The following is a 16,218-nucleotide window of genomic DNA, read 5'->3' as shown; positions in this document are numbered from 1 at the left end:
TGCAGTGCAGCATTCCGGACCGGCGCTTTGCCGGACCTCAGACCGTTTCATGGACATAGGTGCCCGGCGCGGCGCCCAGCGAGTTCGCCGGGGTGCGGGCCGGAACCATCGGCCCTGCCCGTTCGGCCAGCCATTCGCCCCACCGCGGCCACCAGCTGCCCTCGTGATGCTGGGCCTTTTCGCGCCAGTCGTTGGGCGTGCCGCCGAACCCCGCGTCCGAGACATAGTGGCCGTATTTCACCTTTCCGGGCGGGTTGATGATGCCGGCGATATGGCCGGACTGGGTCAGGATAAAGGTCCGGTCGGGCGATCCCATCTGGGCGATGCCGGCCCAGCTGTGTTTCCACGGCGCGATATGGTCGGCTTCGCAGGCGATCGCGCACAGCGGCACGGTGACGTCGCGCAGATGCGCGGTGGCGTCCAGCACCGGATAGCCCCCGGTCGCCAGCCCGTTGCGCTGGCACAGGCCGCGCAGATATTCCGTCACCATCCGCGCGGGCAGGTTCGTGCCGTCGCCGTTCCAGAACAGCAGGTCGAACGCGGGCGGCGACTCGCCCAGCATATAGCTGCGGATCGCCGGTCCCCAGACCAGGTCGTTGGCCCGCAGAAAGCTGAAGGTCCGCTGCATCAGCTTGGCCGACAGATAGCCCCTGCGCGCCACCTCCTCCTCGATCCCGCCGACGAAATCGTCCTGCAGGAAGGTGGTGAACTCTCCCTGGTCCGAGAAATCGGTCAGCGCCGTGAAGAACGTGGCCGAGTTGATCCGGTCGTCGCCGCGCTGCTTCAGCACCGACAGCGTCAGGGCCAGCGTGGTCCCCGCGATGCAATAGCCGATCGCGTCCAGCTTCGGCTCGCCGGTCAGTTCCAAGATCTTGTCGGTGATCTCGAGATAGGCCGACACATAGTCGTCCATGCCGGTGTTGGCATAGTTCTCGTCCGGGTTCTTCCACGACACCACGAACAGCGTGTGCCCCTGTTCGACAAGCCAGCGCAGCAGGCTGTTCTGCGGCTTGAGGTCGAGGATATAGAACTTGTTGATCCACGGCGGGAACATCACCAGCGGGGTCTTGTGGACCTGCTCGGTCGTGGGCGTGTACTGGATCAGCTCGAACAAACGGGTGCGGTGGACGACCTCGCCGGGGGTGGTGCCGATGTTCTCGCCGACGCGGAACGCGTTGCGGTCGGCCAGCGACACGACCAGCTGCCCGCCGCCCGCCTCGACGTCGGCGACAAGGTTTTCCAGGCCCTTCACAAGGCTCTCGCCCTCGGTCTGGATGGCCTTTTCCAGCGCGTCGGGGTTCGTCGCCAGAAAGTTCGTGGGCGACAGCATGTCGATGATCTGACGCGTGAACCAGTCGATGCGGCGGCGGTCGACGGCGGCCTCGATCTCCAAGTCGGCGATGGCGTTACGCAGCGCCTCGGCGTTGATCAGATATTGCCGCCGCACAAAGCTGTAGAACGGATTGGTCCGCCACAGCGGATTGGAAAAGCGGCGATCATCGGGCGCGTCGTCGGGCGGCGCGGCAAAACCGTTCAGCGCGAAGGCCTGCTGGGCTTGCGCCACATGGCGCAGCGTGTCGCCCCAGAAACGGACCTGGTTCTCGATGATGCGGGCGGGCTGTTCGGACGCAAGCTTCATCCAGCCCTGCACCGCCGAGGCGTAAAGTTCCGGCCCCGGCGCCTCGACCGCCGGCGAGGTGGGCGTGCGCTGCGCCAGCGCCCGCACCAGCCGCTGACCCAGCACCTCGATCCGCTCGATGTTCTCGGCCAGCTTGGCAGGCAGCAACGGGGCGGTCAGCGGGTTCGCCTCGTCCAGCGGCTGGGGGTCGCCGTCCGCTGTCGCGTCATCCGCGCGCGGGGCCGGATAGCGCGGGGTTTCGGCGGCGACAGCCTCGGTCCGGGCTTCGGGATGGCGGTCGATCGCCGACGCGGGGCGATCCGCGGCGGGGGTCGCGCGGGGGGGCGCGTCCTCGGCCAGCGACTCGTCCGATGCGGGCGCGTCGGATGCCTTGGCGGCGTCGGCGGCTGCCTTGCCGGCAGGCGGCTTTGGCGGCTTGCGGGTTCCGGTGCGCGGATCGTCGGTCCGGTCCTTGGTCCGGGCCCGCGCCGCTGTTCCCCGCGCGGCCGACGCGCGGACGGCGGCGGCGTGCGCGCGCTGGCCGGCGGGGTCCGCAGACGCAACCGCCCCGTCGTTCGGGTCGTCCGCGTCGTCGCCGCCGTCGCCCGCGTCCGGCGCCGTGTCGTCTGCCGCCGCTGGCTCTGCGTCCGACGCACCGCCTTGCGCCGTGTCCGCGGCCGGACCTGCGCCCGACGCGCGGCGCGCCGCGCCGTCGGCACCTTCGCCCGCGGCAGGTGATTCGCTCACCGCATCGTCCGGGTCGCCCGGCCCGTCCGATCCCGCTTTCGCCCGGTCCGGGCGCCCGGCCCCGCTCCGGTCGGCGCCCTGCCCCTCCAAGCCCGCGGCGTCGCTGGTTTTTTCTGCGCTGCGGCGTAGTTCGGAAGGGGCGGAAATCTCGGCCCCCGAGGCCAGGGGATCGTCGGTCGACGCACCGTTCTCGTCAGGTTTTCTTGCCATCGCCGAAAATCCTCCCTAGGCTCGCATTCCATTATGCGCGCCCTGTCAGCATCGTAAAGCGGATGTGCAGTCGCGGCACTCACGGGGTATCATCAATGGCATACAAGGGTCTGCGCGGCATCGTGTCCTATGACGCGATGGAAACCGTACGGAACACGAACGAATGGATGGGCGCCAGCGCCCGCGCCATCGCGTCCTATCCGGTGTTCGCGCTGTTCCCCCATCCGATGTTCAAGCTGATGAGCGCGTGGGGCCGCGTCACCGAACGCAGCTTTGCCCGCATGGTCATCAAGCCCGACTGGGAAATCCCCCCAGTCCCCGGCGCCGAAGGTCAGGACCACCTTGTCTATGTCGAACCCGCGGTCAGGCGGCCGTTCGGGGATCTGGTCCATTTCCGCGTGGCCCGGCGCGAACCGATGGCGCGGCGCGTGCTGCTGGTGGCGCCGATGTCGGGGCATTACGCGACGCTGCTGCGGTCCACCGTGACGTCGCTGCTGCAGGATTGCGACGTCTGGGTGACGGACTGGCACAACGCCCGCGACATCCCCGTCAGCAAGGGCAAGTTCGACGTCGAGGATTACACCGCCTATCTCGTCGATTTCATGCGCTATCTGGGGCCGGACCTGCATGTCGTCGCGGTCTGCCAGCCCGCGCCGCTGGCGCTGGCCGCGACCGCGATGCTGGCCGAACAGGATCCCTCGGCCCAGCCGCGCAGCCTGACGCTGATCGGCGGGCCCATCGACCCCGACGCCGCCGCGACCGAGGTCACGGATTTCGGCAACCGCGTCACGATGGGCCAGCTGGAACATCTGGCCATCCAGCAGGTCGGGTTCAAATACCGGGGCGCAGGGCGGATGGTCTATCCGGGGCTGGCGCAGCTGTCGTCCTTCATCGCGATGAACTCCGAAACCCACGTCAAGGCGTTCATGGACAAGATCGTCGCCGAGGCCCGCGGCGAGGCGTCCGAGGGCGACAAGCACAACAAGTTCTATGACGAATACCTGGCGGTCATGGACATGACGGCCGAGTTCTATCTGTCCACGGTCGCGCGCATCTTCCAGAACCTCGAGATCGCGCAGAACAGATTCACCGTGAACGGACAGCCGGTCGATCTGGGCAAGATCCGCGACGTGGCGGTGATGACGGTCGAGGGCGCGAACGACGACATCTCGGCCCCCGGCCAGTGCGTCGCGGCGCTGGCGCTGTGCACCGGCGTGCCGGATTCGAAAAAGGCGCAGCATCTGGAGCCCGGCGCGGGCCATTACGGCATCTTCGCCGGGAAAAGCTGGCGCCTGAACATCCGCCCGCTTGTGCTGGACTTCATGGACGAACACTCCGGCAGCGACCTCGCGGCGCGCACCAAGCGCAAGCGCGGCGGTCAGGTGGTGGGCGACACCAGCCCCCTCGGCCCCGAGGACGACGCCAAGATCGCGGTCTGACCGGCGCGCCGCCCGGAACCCGGCCACGGTTGCCGGGTTCATCCCCCGCACGCCGCATCCCGCGGCCGGGAGAGACGAGATGGCCGGAACCACCCCCACCGCCGACGACCGCGCGACGTTCTGGCAGCGGCTGGACGGCATCAACGCCGGCATGCTGGGCTGCGCGCCCGACTGGCGGCTGGTCCCGATGTCGCATTATGCCGACCCCGACCAGGGCGCGCTGTGGTTCATCACGGCCGAGGGCGTGCACATCGAAAAGGCGTTGCGTGACGGCCCGCAGCAGGCGGTCCACGCCGTCGGCGACGGCTCGGGCAAGCTTTATGCCCGCATCGAGGGGCAGCTGTCGCTGTCGAACGACGCGGCCAAGCTGGACGAGTTGTGGAACACCGTCGCCGCCAGCTGGTTCGAGGATGGCAAGCGCGATGACGACATCCGCCTTTTGAAACTGACCCTGACCGAGGCCGAGGTCTGGGCCACCGACAGCGGCCTTGCCTTTCTTTATCAGGTCGCCAAGGCCCGCCTGACCGGGGCCGAGCCCGACATGGGCGACCATTTCCAGGTCAGGTTCACCTGATCACGCCGCCCCGCCGACATCGGCCACCGCGGCCCGGATCATCGCCAGTTCCCCCGGCCCCGAAAAGCGGTGATCGGCGTCCTTGACCAGCGTCAGGCGGATGTCCGGCCCGGTCGCATGCCCGATCAGCGCGACCGCGTCGGACATGGGCACGTCCGCATCCGCCGTGCCCTGCAGAAAGCGCACCGGCATCGGCAGGTGCAGCGGCCCCGCGAACACCCGGCTTTGCGCCCCCTGCTCGAACAGCACGCGCGAGAACACGTAGTCCTCGCCATAGTCGCTGGGCCGGGTCACGAATCCCCGCCGCGCAAGCGCCGCATGGTCATCGTCAGTGAACGCCTGCTGCATCCGCGTGGTGAAATCGGGCGCGGCGGCAATCGTGACCAGCCGCGCCCAGCGGTCCGGCCGGTCCCGCGCCAGCAGCAGCGCGAGCCACCCGCCCAACGACGAGCCGACGAGGATCTGCGGCCCCGGCGCCAGCGCGTCGATGGCGTCCCGCGCGTCGTCCAGCCAGTCCGCGATGCCGAAGTCCTCGACCGCGCCACCCGACTCTCCGTGTCCGGCCAGGTCGAACCGCAGCATCGCGCGCCCGGTGGCGCTGCACCAATCCTGCAGATCCAGCGCCTTGGTCCCCTGCCGGTCCGAACGGAACCCGTGCAGGAACACGACGCCCGGTCCCTTCCCCTGCAGCAGGTCATATCCCAGCCTGCGCCCGGCGCGGGTGACATGGATCATCGCATCCCTCCGTTGTGTTTCATCGTGGCCCAAATATCCCACGGGATCGTCGTATACGACGATGGGGGGTGTGAAACCCCCGCATCGGCGGCCCGCCACGCGCCCCGGCCGCATTGACACGCCCGCCGCGCCGCGCCAAACCGCCGGCACATACCCGCAACCGGGCGTTCCGTGGGCGCCAGACCGACGAGGAGCCAGACATGGCCGAGCAGATTTCCCTGATTTTTCCCGATGGCAACGCGCGCGATTATCCCGCGGGAACCACGGCGGCCGAGGTTGCGGCCTCGATCGCGCCCAGTCTTGCCAAGAACGCGATCAGCGCGACGCTGGACGGCGACCACATCGATCTCGCCTGGCCCATCCAGACCTCGGGCCGCATCGCCATCAACACGATGAAGGACGCCGCGCCCGCGCTGGAACTGATCCGCCACGACCTTGCCCATGTCATGGCCCGCGCGGTTCAGGAAATCTGGCCGGACGTGAAGGTCACCATCGGCCCGGTCCGCGACTATGGCTGGTTCTATGACTTCGACCGCGCGGAACCCTTCACCCCCGAAGACCTCGGCGCAATCGAGGCGAAGATGAAGCAGGTCATCGCCGCCCGCGAGCCCGTGCGGACCGAGGTCTGGGACCGCGACCGCGCGATTGCGCACTACGAGGCCGCGGGCGAGCCGTTCAAGGTCGAGCTGGTGAACCGCATCCCGGAAGGCCAGCCCCTGCGCATGTATTGGCACGGCGACTGGCAGGATCTGTGCCGCGGCCCGCATCTGCAATCGACGGGACAACTGCCGGCCGATGCCTTCCGGCTGACGCATGTCGCGGGCGCCTATTGGCTGGGGGACAACACGCGGCCGATGCTGCAGCGCATCTATGGCGTCGCCTTCCGCAACCGCGACGAGCTGAAGGCCCACATGACCATGCTGGAGGAGGCCGCAAAGCGCGACCACCGCAAGCTGGGCCGCGAGATGGACCTGTTCCACATGCAGGAAGAGGCGCCGGGCCAGGTCTTCTGGCACCCGAACGGCTGGACCATCTACACCACGCTGCAGGACTATATGCGCCGCCAGCAGCGGAGCAGTGGCTATGTCGAGGTGAACACCCCGCAGGTCGTCTCGCGCAAGCTGTGGGAGCAGTCGGGCCACTGGGAAAACTATCAGGAAAACATGTTCATCGTCGAGGTGGACGAGGAACACGCCCGCGAAAAGACCGTCAACGCGCTGAAACCGATGAACTGCCCGTGCCATGTGCAGGTGTTCAACGTCGGCCTGAAATCCTATCGCGACCTGCCGCTGCGGATGGCCGAGTTCGGGTCGTGCAACCGTTATGAGCCGTCCGGCGCGCTGCACGGTATCATGCGCGTGCGCGGCTTTACCCAGGACGATGCGCATATCTTCTGCACCGAGGCGCAGATCGAGGCCGAATCCCGCCGGTTCATCGAGTTCCTGTCGGGCGTCTACGCCGACCTCGGGTTTGACAAATGGCGCATCAAGCTGTCCACGCGCCCCGAAAAGCGCATCGGAACGGACGAAAGCTGGGATCACGCCGAGGCGGCGCTTGCCAACGCCGTGACCGCCGCCGGCCACAGCTATGAGATCTTTGAGGGCGAAGGCGCGTTTTATGGTCCCAAGCTGGAATTCGTGCTGACCGACGCCATCGGCCGCGACTGGCAATGCGGCACGTTGCAGGTGGACCCGAACCTGCCGGAACGGCTGGATGCGGAATATGTCGGTGACGACGGGCAGAAGCACCGCCCCGTCATGCTGCACCGCGCCGTGCTGGGCAGCTTCGAGCGGTTCATCGGCATGCTGATCGAGAACTTTGCCGGCAAGCTGCCGCTGTGGCTGGCGCCACGGCAGGTGGTGGTGGCCTCGATCGTGTCGGACGCCGACTCTTATGTGGCCGAGGTGGTCGCCGCGCTGACCGCCGCCGGCATCCGCGCCGAGGCAGACCTGCGCAACGAGAAGATCAACTACAAGGTGCGCGAACATTCGCTGGGCAAGGTGCCGGTCATCATGGCCATCGGCATGAAAGAGGTCGAGGGCCGCAGCGTCTCGATCCGTCGGCTGGACAAGCAGGGTACGGAATCGGCGTCGCTGGCGGATGCGGTGACGGCGCTGGCGGCCGAGGCGACACCGCCCGACCTGCGCTGAAACGCACCCCGCCGCGGCGCATCGGTCATTTTCCGCCGAAAGGTTGACGCAACGTCATCCTTTTGGCTGAAACTGGTCTTGCGTTCGGTTCCGATTCGGGCATCCTCTCGTTTGCGTGAGCATGTCTTTCTACCGCCTCCCTTCACGGGGCAGCCGGACTGCGAAAGGGCTGCACGGCTCGGACGGCAATCTCGCGGTCCGAGGACTTGAAGGAGAGTAAGGTCATGGCGACCGGCACCGTCAAATGGTTCAATTCCACCAAAGGCTATGGGTTCATCGCGCCCGATGATGGCGGCAAGGACGTGTTCGTCCATATCTCCGCCGTCGAACGTGCGGGGCTGACCGGCCTGAACGACAACCAGAAGATTCAATACGAACTGCAGTCGGGCCGTGACGGCCGCGCCTCGGCGTCGGATCTTCAGCTGCTTTGATCCGCTGATCATCAACGATTCCCACGGCCTGCGGCAACGTGGGCCGTTGTCCATCCCGGGCCTTGCCCGCAAGGCGAACAGGACGGACCGCGTGGCCATATCGCTCGACATCTTTGCGGACCCGGTCTGCCCGTGGTGCCTGATCGGCAAGGCCGAACTGGATCACGCGCTGGAAAGCCGCCCCAACCACCCCTTCGCCATCGTGTGGCGTCCGTTCCGGCTGAACCCGGACCTGCCCCCGCAGGGCATGGACCGCGGCGAATACCTGCGCGGCAAGTTCCGGGACGAGGCGGGGATCGTCGCCGCGCATCGTCCGCTGATGCAGGCGGCGGAACGGCTGGGGCTGGCGCTGAACCTGCCCGCCATCGCGCGCGAGCCTTCGACCGCCGACGCCCACCGTCTGCTGCACTGGGCCGGGATCGAGGCGGCGCAGACCCGCGTGATGGGTCTGCTGCTGGCCGCGCACTGGCGAGAGGGGCGCGACATCGGCGACGCCGCCGTGCTGGCCGACATCGCCGCCGCGGCCGGCATGGACCGCGCGGTGGTCGCGCGGCTGCTGGACAGCGACGCCGACCGCCAGACGGTGGCCGCGGCCGAGGCGCATTCCCGCGAACGCGGCGTGCGCGCCGTGCCCACCTTCATCATCGGCAACCGCCATGTCGTGCCGGGCGCGCAACCGGCCGAGGTCTGGCGCCGCGTCATCGACGAACTGGCGGCCGCCTAGCCGCCCAGCACCAGCCCGGCGGCGATCGCCAGCATCACCGCCCCGATCAGCACGTCCAGCACCCGCCACGCGGCGGGCCGCGCGAACACCGGCACCAGCAGCCGCGCGCCGTATCCCAGCGAGAAAAAGAACAGGAACGACCCGCTCATCGCGCCCAAGGCGAAACTCAGGCGGTCGGGCTGGCTGGCCGACACCGCGCCCAGCAGGACGACCGTGTCCAGATAGACATGCGGGTTCAGCCAGGTCAGCGCCGCGATGGTGGCCAGCGTCGCGGCCAGCGACGGCACGGCCGCCCCCGCCGCGTGCAGCCCCTGCCCGCCGCGCCAGGCCGACACCAGCGCGCGCAGCCCGTACCATGTCAGGAACGCCGCCCCGCCCCAGCGCATCGCGGCCAGAAACCACGGCGCGCGTTCGGCGATGGCCCCCGCCCCCGCGACACCCGCCGCGATCAGCGCCGCATCGGACACGGCGCAGAACGCGCAGACGGCGAACACATGCTGCCGCAGCAGCCCCTGTTTCAGCACGAACGCGTTCTGCGCCCCGATGGCGACGATCAGCGACAGGCCCGTCACAAGGCCCGTCAGGAACGATGGCGTCACAGTTGCGCCGCCACATCCTCGCTGAGGTCAAAGTTGCCGGTCACGGTCTGGACGTCGTCGTCGTCCTCAAGCGTGTCGATCAGCTTCATCAGCTTTTGCGCGGCCTCCATGTCGCCGACCTCGGCGGGGGCCTGCGGCTTCCAGATCAGCTTGGCGGACTGGTATTCGCCCAATGCCGATTCCAGCGCCGCCGCCACGTCGCCCAGCGCGCTGTCGGCGCAATAGATCCAGTGCCCCTCGTCGTCCGATTCGACGTCGTCGGCCCCGGCCTCAAGCGCGGCCATCATCACCGTGTCGGCGTCGCCCGCGCCGGCGGGATAGACGATCTCGCCCACCCGGTCGAACATGAAGGCGACCGATCCGGTCTGCCCCAGGTCGCCGCCGTTCTTGGTGAAATAGGACCGCACGTTCGACGCGGTGCGGTTGCGGTTGTCGGTCATCGCCTCGACCATGATGGCCACGCCGCCGGGGCCATAGCCCTCATAGCGGATTTCCTCATAGCTGTCGGCGTCGCCGCCCTGCGATTTCTTGATCGCGCGGTCGATCACGTCCTTGGGGACAGAACTGGCCCGCGCCTCTTTCACCGCAAGGCGCAGGCGCGGGTTCTTGTCGGGGTCCGGGTCGCCCATCTTGGCGGCGACGGTGATTTCCTTGGACAGCTTGGAAAACAGCTTGGCGCGCAGCTTGTCCTGCTTGCCCTTGCGATGCTGGATGTTGGCCCATTTGGAATGGCCTGCCATGATGAACCCCGTCTTGCCTGCACTGGGCGGCCGCGCCGCCGATTGCGGCGGGTTCTATTCGCCGTCAGGTCCGCGCGCAAGTTGCGCCTGCGCCAGCACGACCAGCCGGATCGCGGTCGCCAGCCCCACAGCGGCGGGGCGGCCGTGATCGATCTGCGCGATCAGTCGCGCGGGCGTCGTGCCCTGCCGGCGCGCCAGCGCCGACAGTCCGCGCCAGAACGCATCTTCCAGGCTGACGCTGGTCGCATGGCCGTCGATGGTGATCGACCGCTTGACCGGCGGGGTCAGCGGCGGCAGGTCCAGCCGGTCATTCATCGGCGCCTTCACCGTCACGGCGGTGCGCGTCCAGATGGCGCGCGGCGCGGTCCGCCGCATCGGCGTCCGCCGACTTTTCCGCCCGGGTCCGGCCAAAGCGGGCGGCATTCTCGTCGCCCGCCTTGCGGTCGGCCGCGCGGGCGGCGGCCTTGCGCGCCTGCCGCAGGTTGACCACGCGGCCCACGCCGTTCAGGGCCTGACGATCAGCTGCCAGCTGACGCCGACCGCATCGACCAGCCACACAAAGCAGGGCGCAAAGTCATAGGCCCCCAGCGGCATCAGCACCTCGCCACCCTTGCCCAGGACATCGGCCAGCGCGCGCAGCTCGCTTTCGTCCGCGCAGGTCACGGTCAGCGAGAACGAGGGCGTCAGCCCGAAGCCATGCGGGATGGCGCTGTCCAGCAGGCGCAGGGGCTGGCCCGCGATCTCGACCTCGACCGGGGTGCCGGGAATGACGGTCATCGCCGGAAAGGCGCGGCGCCACAGATCCAGCGCCTCGTCCACGCGGCCCTCGAACATCAGCTGGGGAACGATGCGCATCTTCAGTCCTCGGGTCCGATCATCAGTTCCGGGCGCACGACCCGGTCAAAGGTTTCCTCGTCCACATAGCCCAGCGCGACGGCTTCCTCGCGCAGGGTGGTGCCGTTCTTGTGGGCGGTCTTGGCGACCTTGGTGGCGGCGTCATAGCCGATGGTCGGCGCCAGGGCCGTCACCAGCATCAGCGATTCCTTCATCAGCTTGTCGATGCGCGGGATGTTGGCTTGCGTGCCGACGACCATGTTGTCGGTAAAGCTGCCCGCCGCGTCGCCCAGCAGCTGCATGGATTGCAGCACGTTATAGGACATCATCGGGTTATAGACGTTCAGCTCGAAATGCCCCTGGCTGCCGGCAAAGCCCACGGCGGCGTCGTTGCCCATGACATGGGCGCAGACCATCGTCAGCGCCTCGGCCTGCGTCGGGTTCACCTTGCCCGGCATGATCGACGACCCCGGCTCGTTTTCCGGCAGGATCAGTTCCCCCAGGCCCGAACGGGGGCCGGACCCCAGCAGCCGCAAATCGTTGGCGATCTTGAACAGCGACACGGCCACGGTTTTCAGCGCGCCGGAAAAGAACACTATCGCGTCATGCGCGGCCAGCGCCTCGAACTTGTTCGGCGCGGTCACGAAGGGCAGGCCGGTGATCTTCGCGATCTCGGCGGCGATGGCCGTGTCCCAGCCCTTTTTCGTGTTCAGCCCGGTGCCGACGGCGGTGCCGCCCTGCGCCAGCTCATAGATCTGCGGCAGGCACAGCTTGACCCGCCCGATCCCCATGCGGACCTGATGGGCGTAGCCGGAAAACTCCTGCCCAAGGGTCAGGGGTGTCGCGTCCTGCGTGTGCGTCCGGCCGATCTTGATGATGTCCTTGAACTCACAGCACTTGGCCTCCAGCGCAGCGGCCAGCTTTTCCAGCCCCGGCAGCAGCACGTCGCGGGCGACCATGCCGATGGCGACGTGCATCGCGGTCGGGAAGGTGTCGTTGGACGACTGGCCCATGTTGACGTGGTCGTTCGGGTGGACGGGTTTTTTCGAGCCCATCTCGCCGCCCAGAATCTCGATGGCGCGGTTACTGATGACCTCGTTGGCGTTCATGTTCGACTGGGTGCCGGACCCCGTCTGCCAGACGACCAGCGGAAAGTTGTCGTCGAACTTGCCCTCGACCACTTCCGACGCGGCCTGCACCATCGCGCGGCCGATGCCGTGGTCCAGGCTGCCGGTGGCCATGTTAACCTGCGCCGCCGCCTGCTTGACGACGCCCAGCGCGCGCACGATGGCCGTGGGCTGGCGTTCCCAGCCGATGGGAAAGTTCTGGATCGACCGCTGGGTCTGCGCGCCCCAGTATTTGTCGGACGGCACCTCAAGCGGGCCAAAGCTGTCGGTTTCGGTGCGGGTGGTTTTGGTCATGGTTCCCTCGCAGGCTGGCCGCTGTGCGCGTTGCGCCGGGGTTCTAGGGCCGGACCGGCGGATTCGCAATCGGTATGCCGTGGTATGCGGTGGCCGGACGCAAAAGACCTGCCGATGCGGCAGGTCCGGGATCGCGGCGCGCCCAAGGCCCGCGGGGGCCGCCGGCGGCTATTTGCGCCACTTGTCCAGGCTGACGACCTCGGCCCCGCCCTGCGGCGCGTCCGGGGCCGCGTCATCGGCGTCATCCTCGTCGTCCTCGTCCTCGTCCTCGTCGCCGTCCTGCGTTTCGAACCGCAGGCCGAACTCGACCGAAGGATCGACGAAGGTGCGGACCGAGTCGAACGGGATGTAGAGCGGTTCGGGCGCATTGCCGAAGTTCAGCGTGACGGTGAACGCCTCGTGGGTGACGGTCAGGTTCTCGAACCAGTGCTGGATGACGATGGTCATCTCCTCGGGGTAACGCTCGCGCAGCCAGTCGGCCATCTGCACCCCCTCGTCGCGGGTGTCGAAGGTGATGAAGAAATGATGCTCTCCGGGCAGGCCACCATCGGCCACGCCCTGCAGGACATCGGCGATCAGCCCCTGCATCGCGCGGTGCATCATCCCGCCATAGTCGATTCCGCGCGCCATCTGTCGTCCCCTGCCTCGCATCGCGGCCAGCATAGGGAATCGAGGGGCGTTGAAAAGGGCTAGCGGCACGATGGCGAAACCATCGGCGGGGCTGGGCTTTTCGGAAGGGATGATGGCGCGGTTGACGGGGCTCGAACCCGCGACCCCCGGCGTGACAGGCCGGTACTCTAACCAACTGAGCTACAACCGCGCATCGGCCCGGGGCGATCGGTGGTGGTGGCGCGGTTGACGGGGCTCGAACCCGCGACCCCCGGCGTGACAGGCCGGTACTCTAACCAACTGAGCTACAACCGCGCATCGGCCCGGGGCGATCGGTGGTGGTGGCGCGGTTGACGGGGCTCGAACCCGCGACCCCCGGCGTGACAGGCCGGTACTCTAACCAACTGAGCTACAACCGCGCATCGGCCCGGGGCGATCGGTGGTGGTGGCGCGGTTGACGGGGCTCGAACCCGCGACCCCCGGCGTGACAGGCCGGTACTCTAACCAACTGAGCTACAACCGCGCAGCGACCACACCCAGATCGCCTCTGGGGTGCCGGGCATTTACGAAGCCGCGCGGATGAGGTCAAGCGCCAATCGGAAGGCAAGCGGCAGATAGGCCCGAAAAAGGAGAAACCCCGCGCGGGGCGGGGTTCCTTTCAGTCGCGGTATAGGCGGATCGTCCGCCCCTGCCCGTCAGTTCGCGGTATAGGGCGGCAGGTTCTGGATCTGGTCGGCGGGCGTGCCGACATACGCCTCGAGGTCGCCTGCGGCGGTGCGCTGGAACGAGATCTGGTCCAGCGGATAGGCGACCTGGCGTTCGCCGATCCCCAGGAAGCCGCCCACCGCAACGATCGCGGTGTTGGTTTCCGGGATGAACGAGTCGATCTCGCCGATCTCGTCATAGTCGCTGCCATTCGACGCAAAGACCTGCAGCCCGTCCAAGCCCTGGTTCGTAACCTCGACCGGATCGACGGCGCTATAGCCTTCGCGCAGCGCGATGTCCGTCGCCATGACCGGGGCAACGGCTACCGCCGTTCCGGTCGCAGCCACGGTGCCGGTCGCGGCGGCATCCGCGCCGGTGACGTTCACGGTCGGCTCGCCCTGCTGGATCTGGACCTGCGCCTCGCCGGCCTGTTCGACCTGCACGTTCGGCTCGGGGGCCTCGGCGACGGTCACCTGCGCCTCGCCGCCCTGATCGACCGTGACTGCGGCCTGGTTCTGGGTGATCTCGACCTGGGCCTCGGTGGCCTTGGTCACGTTCACGGTCGGCTCGGCTTCGGTCACGTTGACCTGCGCCTCGGCGCCCTGGACGACGACCCGCGGCTCGGGCTGGACGAAGGTCACGACCGGCTCGGGCGTCTCAACCGTGACGACCGGCGAGGTCTCGCCCACCATCACCTCGGGGTCGGCCATCGCGACCGACACGACGGGCTGCGGGATGTTCACCGAGACCGTGGGTTCAGCCTGCGTCACGGTGATCGTGGGCGCGCATTGCTGCACAGTCACCTCGGGGGCGGCCTGGGTGACGGTGACGGTCGGTTCGGGCTGTTCCACCGTGACCTGCGGGGCCGGCTGGTTCACCGTGACCTGAGGCGTGGGCACGTCCACGTTCACGACCGGCTCGGCCTGCTCGACCACGACCTGGCCGCCGCCCGCCATCGGAACCGCGGTCGAGGCGGCGCCTGCCGTCGCGTCCGTCGCCGGCGCGGCGTCAGGGGCGGTGGCATCGGTTGCGGGCATGGTCGCCGTGGCCGTTCCGGTGGCGGTCGCATCGGTCGTTGCGGCATCGGTGCCTGCGGCGGCGTCCGTCGCGTTCGCGTCCGCCGTGGTGTCCGAAGGCTGGGCAGCGGGCGCGGTGCTGTCCGCAGCCGTCGCAGCCGGGTCGGTCGCGGGCGGCGTCGCGTCTGTCGCGGTCTGCGCCAGCGCACCGCCTGCGACAAAGGACAGCACGGCCGCCGTTCCGAGCAGTTGCTTGATCATGAGATTACCCTTTCGGTGATTTTCTTGTCAGAGCGCCCGCCGGTGACTCAGGCCTCGCTTTCAAACCCGCGACAGGTGGCAGGGTTCCGCCGATCAACGAAAAGGGCGCCAAAGCGGCGCCCTTTCCCTGCATTCCGGCCTGGTCGCCCGCGAGGGCGGAAGGCTTAGCGCATCACCGTCGTGGCGTCGAAGTCGGGCAGCGCCTCAAGCTCTTCCTTGGTGAAGTTGGTGGCGAAGAACGCGTCGTCGCCGACCTGGACAAAGTGCAGCGCGTCCTTGCCCAGCAGCACCTGCTTGGCGCCGATCCCCAGGAAGCCGCCGATGTCGGCGATATAGCCCTGCAGGTTGCCGTCGGCGTCCACCACGAGGTCATCCACCTTGGCGATGTCGGCCCAGTCCGCCGGACGCTCGGTCAGTTCCGTGTCGGCCCAAGCGGTGCTGGACGGCTGGTTGGTCGTCCAGATGCGGCGGTTCATGATCCACGAACCCAGCATGCCGGGGTTGTCCGCGCTCATCACCGGGGCGTTCACGTCGGGGGCGACGACAACAGCGTCGGCCGGGGCGGCGGTGGTGGCGTCCGTCGTCGTGGTGGTCGTCGCCGTGTCCGTGCTGGTCGACGTCATCGGCGCCGTGGTCGTGGTCGAGGTCGCCGGCGCGGTTTCCGTGGTGGTCATCGTCGTGCTGCCCGCGGTGGTGGCGGCGTCCGCGGCATCCTCGGCGGAATCGGCCGCATCCTCGGCCCGGTCGGCGCTGTCTTCGGCGGCGTCGGCGGGCGACGTGGTCACCGATTCGTCAACCACGTTGCCCGCGGCGTCCACTGCACCCTCGGCACGGTCGGCGGCGCCTTCCATCACGTCGCCGGTGGCGGCGGCGGCGTCGCCGACGGCGTTGGCGGCATTGTCGCCGGCCTGTTCCATCGTGGTCGCCGGGGGGGTGGCGGTGTCAGTCGTGCCGGTCGCGGTCTGGGCAACGGCAAAGCCGGTCAGCGCCAGCGACGAGGTTGCGGCGAGAAGCAGGGCTTTCATGGATAGTCCTCCGGTTTTCAGCGCGCGGCGATCGTGCCGCGCATCGTGGCCATAACGTCGCCTTTCCGGCTTTCGTTCCCGCCACTTGGCCTTTGACCGGCCCCGGACCTGTGCGCGGCGTCAGGGCGGGCTGATGCGCCCGCCGCACACGGGGCGCGCCGCGCCGGTCGTGCCGGGGGCCGAAGTGGGCAGTCCCCGCACCACCCGCGCCGCCAGCCAGGCAAAGCACTGCGCCTCGATCATGTCGCCGTCCAGGCCCAGGGTTTCGACCGGCGCGACCCCGGTTCCGCAACGCGCCGCCAGCGCCGCCATCAGCGCCGCATTGTGGCGCCCGCCGCCGCAGACCAGGATGCGGGCAGGCCGGTCGGGCAGCAGCGCCA

Annotated in this window: 17 protein-coding genes and 4 tRNA genes; 5 read left to right on the top strand and 16 right to left on the bottom strand. The window is 68.4% G+C overall.

What is annotated here, in order from left to right:
• Nucleotides 1-37: 37 nt before the first annotated feature.
• Nucleotides 38-2,575, bottom strand: a complete 2,538-nt coding sequence (gene phaC, locus EPA64_RS14000) for a class I poly(R)-hydroxyalkanoic acid synthase (RefSeq protein WP_134726944.1) — start codon at nucleotides 2,573-2,575, stop codon at nucleotides 38-40.
• A gap of 95 nt (nucleotides 2,576-2,670) precedes the next feature.
• Between phaC and phaZ the strand changes: the two genes are divergently transcribed.
• Both phaZ and EPA64_RS13990 read left to right on the top strand, forming a co-directional pair.
• On the top strand, nucleotides 2,671-4,014 hold the full coding sequence (gene phaZ, locus EPA64_RS13995; RefSeq protein ID WP_134726943.1) for a polyhydroxyalkanoate depolymerase: 1,344 nt from the start codon (nucleotides 2,671-2,673) through the stop codon (nucleotides 4,012-4,014).
• Between the two features lie 79 nt (nucleotides 4,015-4,093).
• Nucleotides 4,094-4,588, top strand: a complete 495-nt coding sequence (locus tag EPA64_RS13990; protein ID WP_134726942.1) for a pyridoxamine 5'-phosphate oxidase family protein — start codon at nucleotides 4,094-4,096, stop codon at nucleotides 4,586-4,588.
• Here the strand turns inward: EPA64_RS13990 and EPA64_RS13985 are convergent, their stop codons facing one another.
• Nucleotides 4,589-5,323, bottom strand: coding sequence for an alpha/beta fold hydrolase (locus EPA64_RS13985; protein ID WP_134726941.1), 735 nt, complete (start codon nucleotides 5,321-5,323; stop codon nucleotides 4,589-4,591).
• Nucleotides 5,324-5,523: 200 nt separating this feature from the next.
• Here EPA64_RS13985 and thrS point away from each other — a divergent pair, with 200 nt between their 5' ends.
• The 3 genes from thrS (at nucleotide 5,524) to EPA64_RS13970 (ending at nucleotide 8,628) form a co-directional block, all read left to right on the top strand.
• Nucleotides 5,524-7,473, top strand: a complete 1,950-nt coding sequence (gene thrS, locus EPA64_RS13980) for a threonine--tRNA ligase (protein WP_134726940.1) — start codon at nucleotides 5,524-5,526, stop codon at nucleotides 7,471-7,473.
• A gap of 224 nt (nucleotides 7,474-7,697) precedes the next feature.
• Entirely contained in the window at nucleotides 7,698-7,904 is a 207-nt protein-coding gene (locus tag EPA64_RS13975; protein WP_134726939.1) for a cold-shock protein, read from the top strand.
• Between the two features lie 91 nt (nucleotides 7,905-7,995).
• Nucleotides 7,996-8,628, top strand: a complete 633-nt coding sequence (locus tag EPA64_RS13970) for a DsbA family oxidoreductase (protein ID WP_246026773.1) — start codon at nucleotides 7,996-7,998, stop codon at nucleotides 8,626-8,628.
• Here EPA64_RS13970 and EPA64_RS13965 read toward each other — a convergent pair.
• From EPA64_RS13965 to EPA64_RS13900, 14 genes are all read right to left on the bottom strand, one after another.
• Nucleotides 8,625-9,227 (bottom strand): LysE/ArgO family amino acid transporter, encoded by a 603-nt coding sequence (locus tag EPA64_RS13965; RefSeq protein ID WP_134726938.1) that lies wholly within the window; start codon nucleotides 9,225-9,227, stop codon nucleotides 8,625-8,627. The two genes, EPA64_RS13970 and EPA64_RS13965, sit on opposite strands and share 4 nt — an antisense overlap.
• Nucleotides 9,224-9,967 carry a YebC/PmpR family DNA-binding transcriptional regulator gene (locus EPA64_RS13960; RefSeq protein WP_134726937.1) on the bottom strand — a complete coding sequence of 248 codons (744 nt, stop codon included), beginning with the start codon at nucleotides 9,965-9,967 and terminating at the stop codon, nucleotides 9,224-9,226. Before EPA64_RS13960 ends, EPA64_RS13965 begins: the two co-directional genes overlap by 4 nt.
• Before the next feature lie 54 nt (nucleotides 9,968-10,021).
• Nucleotides 10,022-10,282: a ribbon-helix-helix domain-containing protein gene (locus EPA64_RS13955; protein WP_134726936.1), complete on the bottom strand. Its 261-nt coding sequence runs from the start codon at nucleotides 10,280-10,282 to the stop codon at nucleotides 10,022-10,024.
• Nucleotides 10,275-10,466, bottom strand: a complete 192-nt coding sequence (locus tag EPA64_RS13950; protein ID WP_134726935.1) for a DUF4169 family protein — start codon at nucleotides 10,464-10,466, stop codon at nucleotides 10,275-10,277. The genes EPA64_RS13955 and EPA64_RS13950 overlap by 8 nt, the downstream gene beginning before the upstream one ends.
• A gap of 5 nt (nucleotides 10,467-10,471) precedes the next feature.
• Nucleotides 10,472-10,822, bottom strand: coding sequence for a VOC family protein (locus EPA64_RS13945; RefSeq protein WP_134726934.1), 351 nt, complete (start codon nucleotides 10,820-10,822; stop codon nucleotides 10,472-10,474).
• A gap of 2 nt (nucleotides 10,823-10,824) precedes the next feature.
• Nucleotides 10,825-12,222, bottom strand: coding sequence for a class II fumarate hydratase (fumC, locus tag EPA64_RS13940; RefSeq protein WP_134726933.1), 1,398 nt, complete (start codon nucleotides 12,220-12,222; stop codon nucleotides 10,825-10,827).
• A gap of 168 nt (nucleotides 12,223-12,390) precedes the next feature.
• Nucleotides 12,391-12,852 (bottom strand): SspB family protein, encoded by a 462-nt coding sequence (locus EPA64_RS13935; protein WP_134726932.1) that lies wholly within the window; start codon nucleotides 12,850-12,852, stop codon nucleotides 12,391-12,393.
• Between the two features lie 113 nt (nucleotides 12,853-12,965).
• Nucleotides 12,966-13,042 (bottom strand) — tRNA-Asp (locus EPA64_RS13930).
• 27 nt (nucleotides 13,043-13,069) lie between these two features.
• Nucleotides 13,070-13,146 (bottom strand) — tRNA-Asp (locus EPA64_RS13925).
• A 27-nt stretch (nucleotides 13,147-13,173) separates the two neighbouring features.
• Nucleotides 13,174-13,250 (bottom strand) — tRNA-Asp (locus EPA64_RS13920).
• A gap of 27 nt (nucleotides 13,251-13,277) precedes the next feature.
• Nucleotides 13,278-13,354, bottom strand: a tRNA-Asp gene (locus EPA64_RS13915).
• A 172-nt stretch (nucleotides 13,355-13,526) separates the two neighbouring features.
• Nucleotides 13,527-14,813, bottom strand: coding sequence for a hypothetical protein (locus tag EPA64_RS13910; RefSeq protein WP_134726931.1), 1,287 nt, complete (start codon nucleotides 14,811-14,813; stop codon nucleotides 13,527-13,529).
• Between the two features lie 164 nt (nucleotides 14,814-14,977).
• Complete coding sequence (locus tag EPA64_RS13905) at nucleotides 14,978-15,838, bottom strand: PRC-barrel domain-containing protein (protein WP_134726930.1); 861 nt, start codon at nucleotides 15,836-15,838, stop codon at nucleotides 14,978-14,980.
• A 120-nt stretch (nucleotides 15,839-15,958) separates the two neighbouring features.
• Nucleotides 15,959-16,218: anhydro-N-acetylmuramic acid kinase (locus EPA64_RS13900; RefSeq protein ID WP_181953519.1), on the bottom strand; the 260-nt coding region annotated here is incomplete at its 5' end.

This window comes from Paracoccus luteus (genome assembly GCF_004522155.1).
Classification (GTDB): domain Bacteria; phylum Pseudomonadota; class Alphaproteobacteria; order Rhodobacterales; family Rhodobacteraceae; genus Paracoccus; species Paracoccus luteus.
Note: the sequence above shows the minus strand (reverse complement) of the source record. Positions and strands in the feature narration are given on the sequence as shown.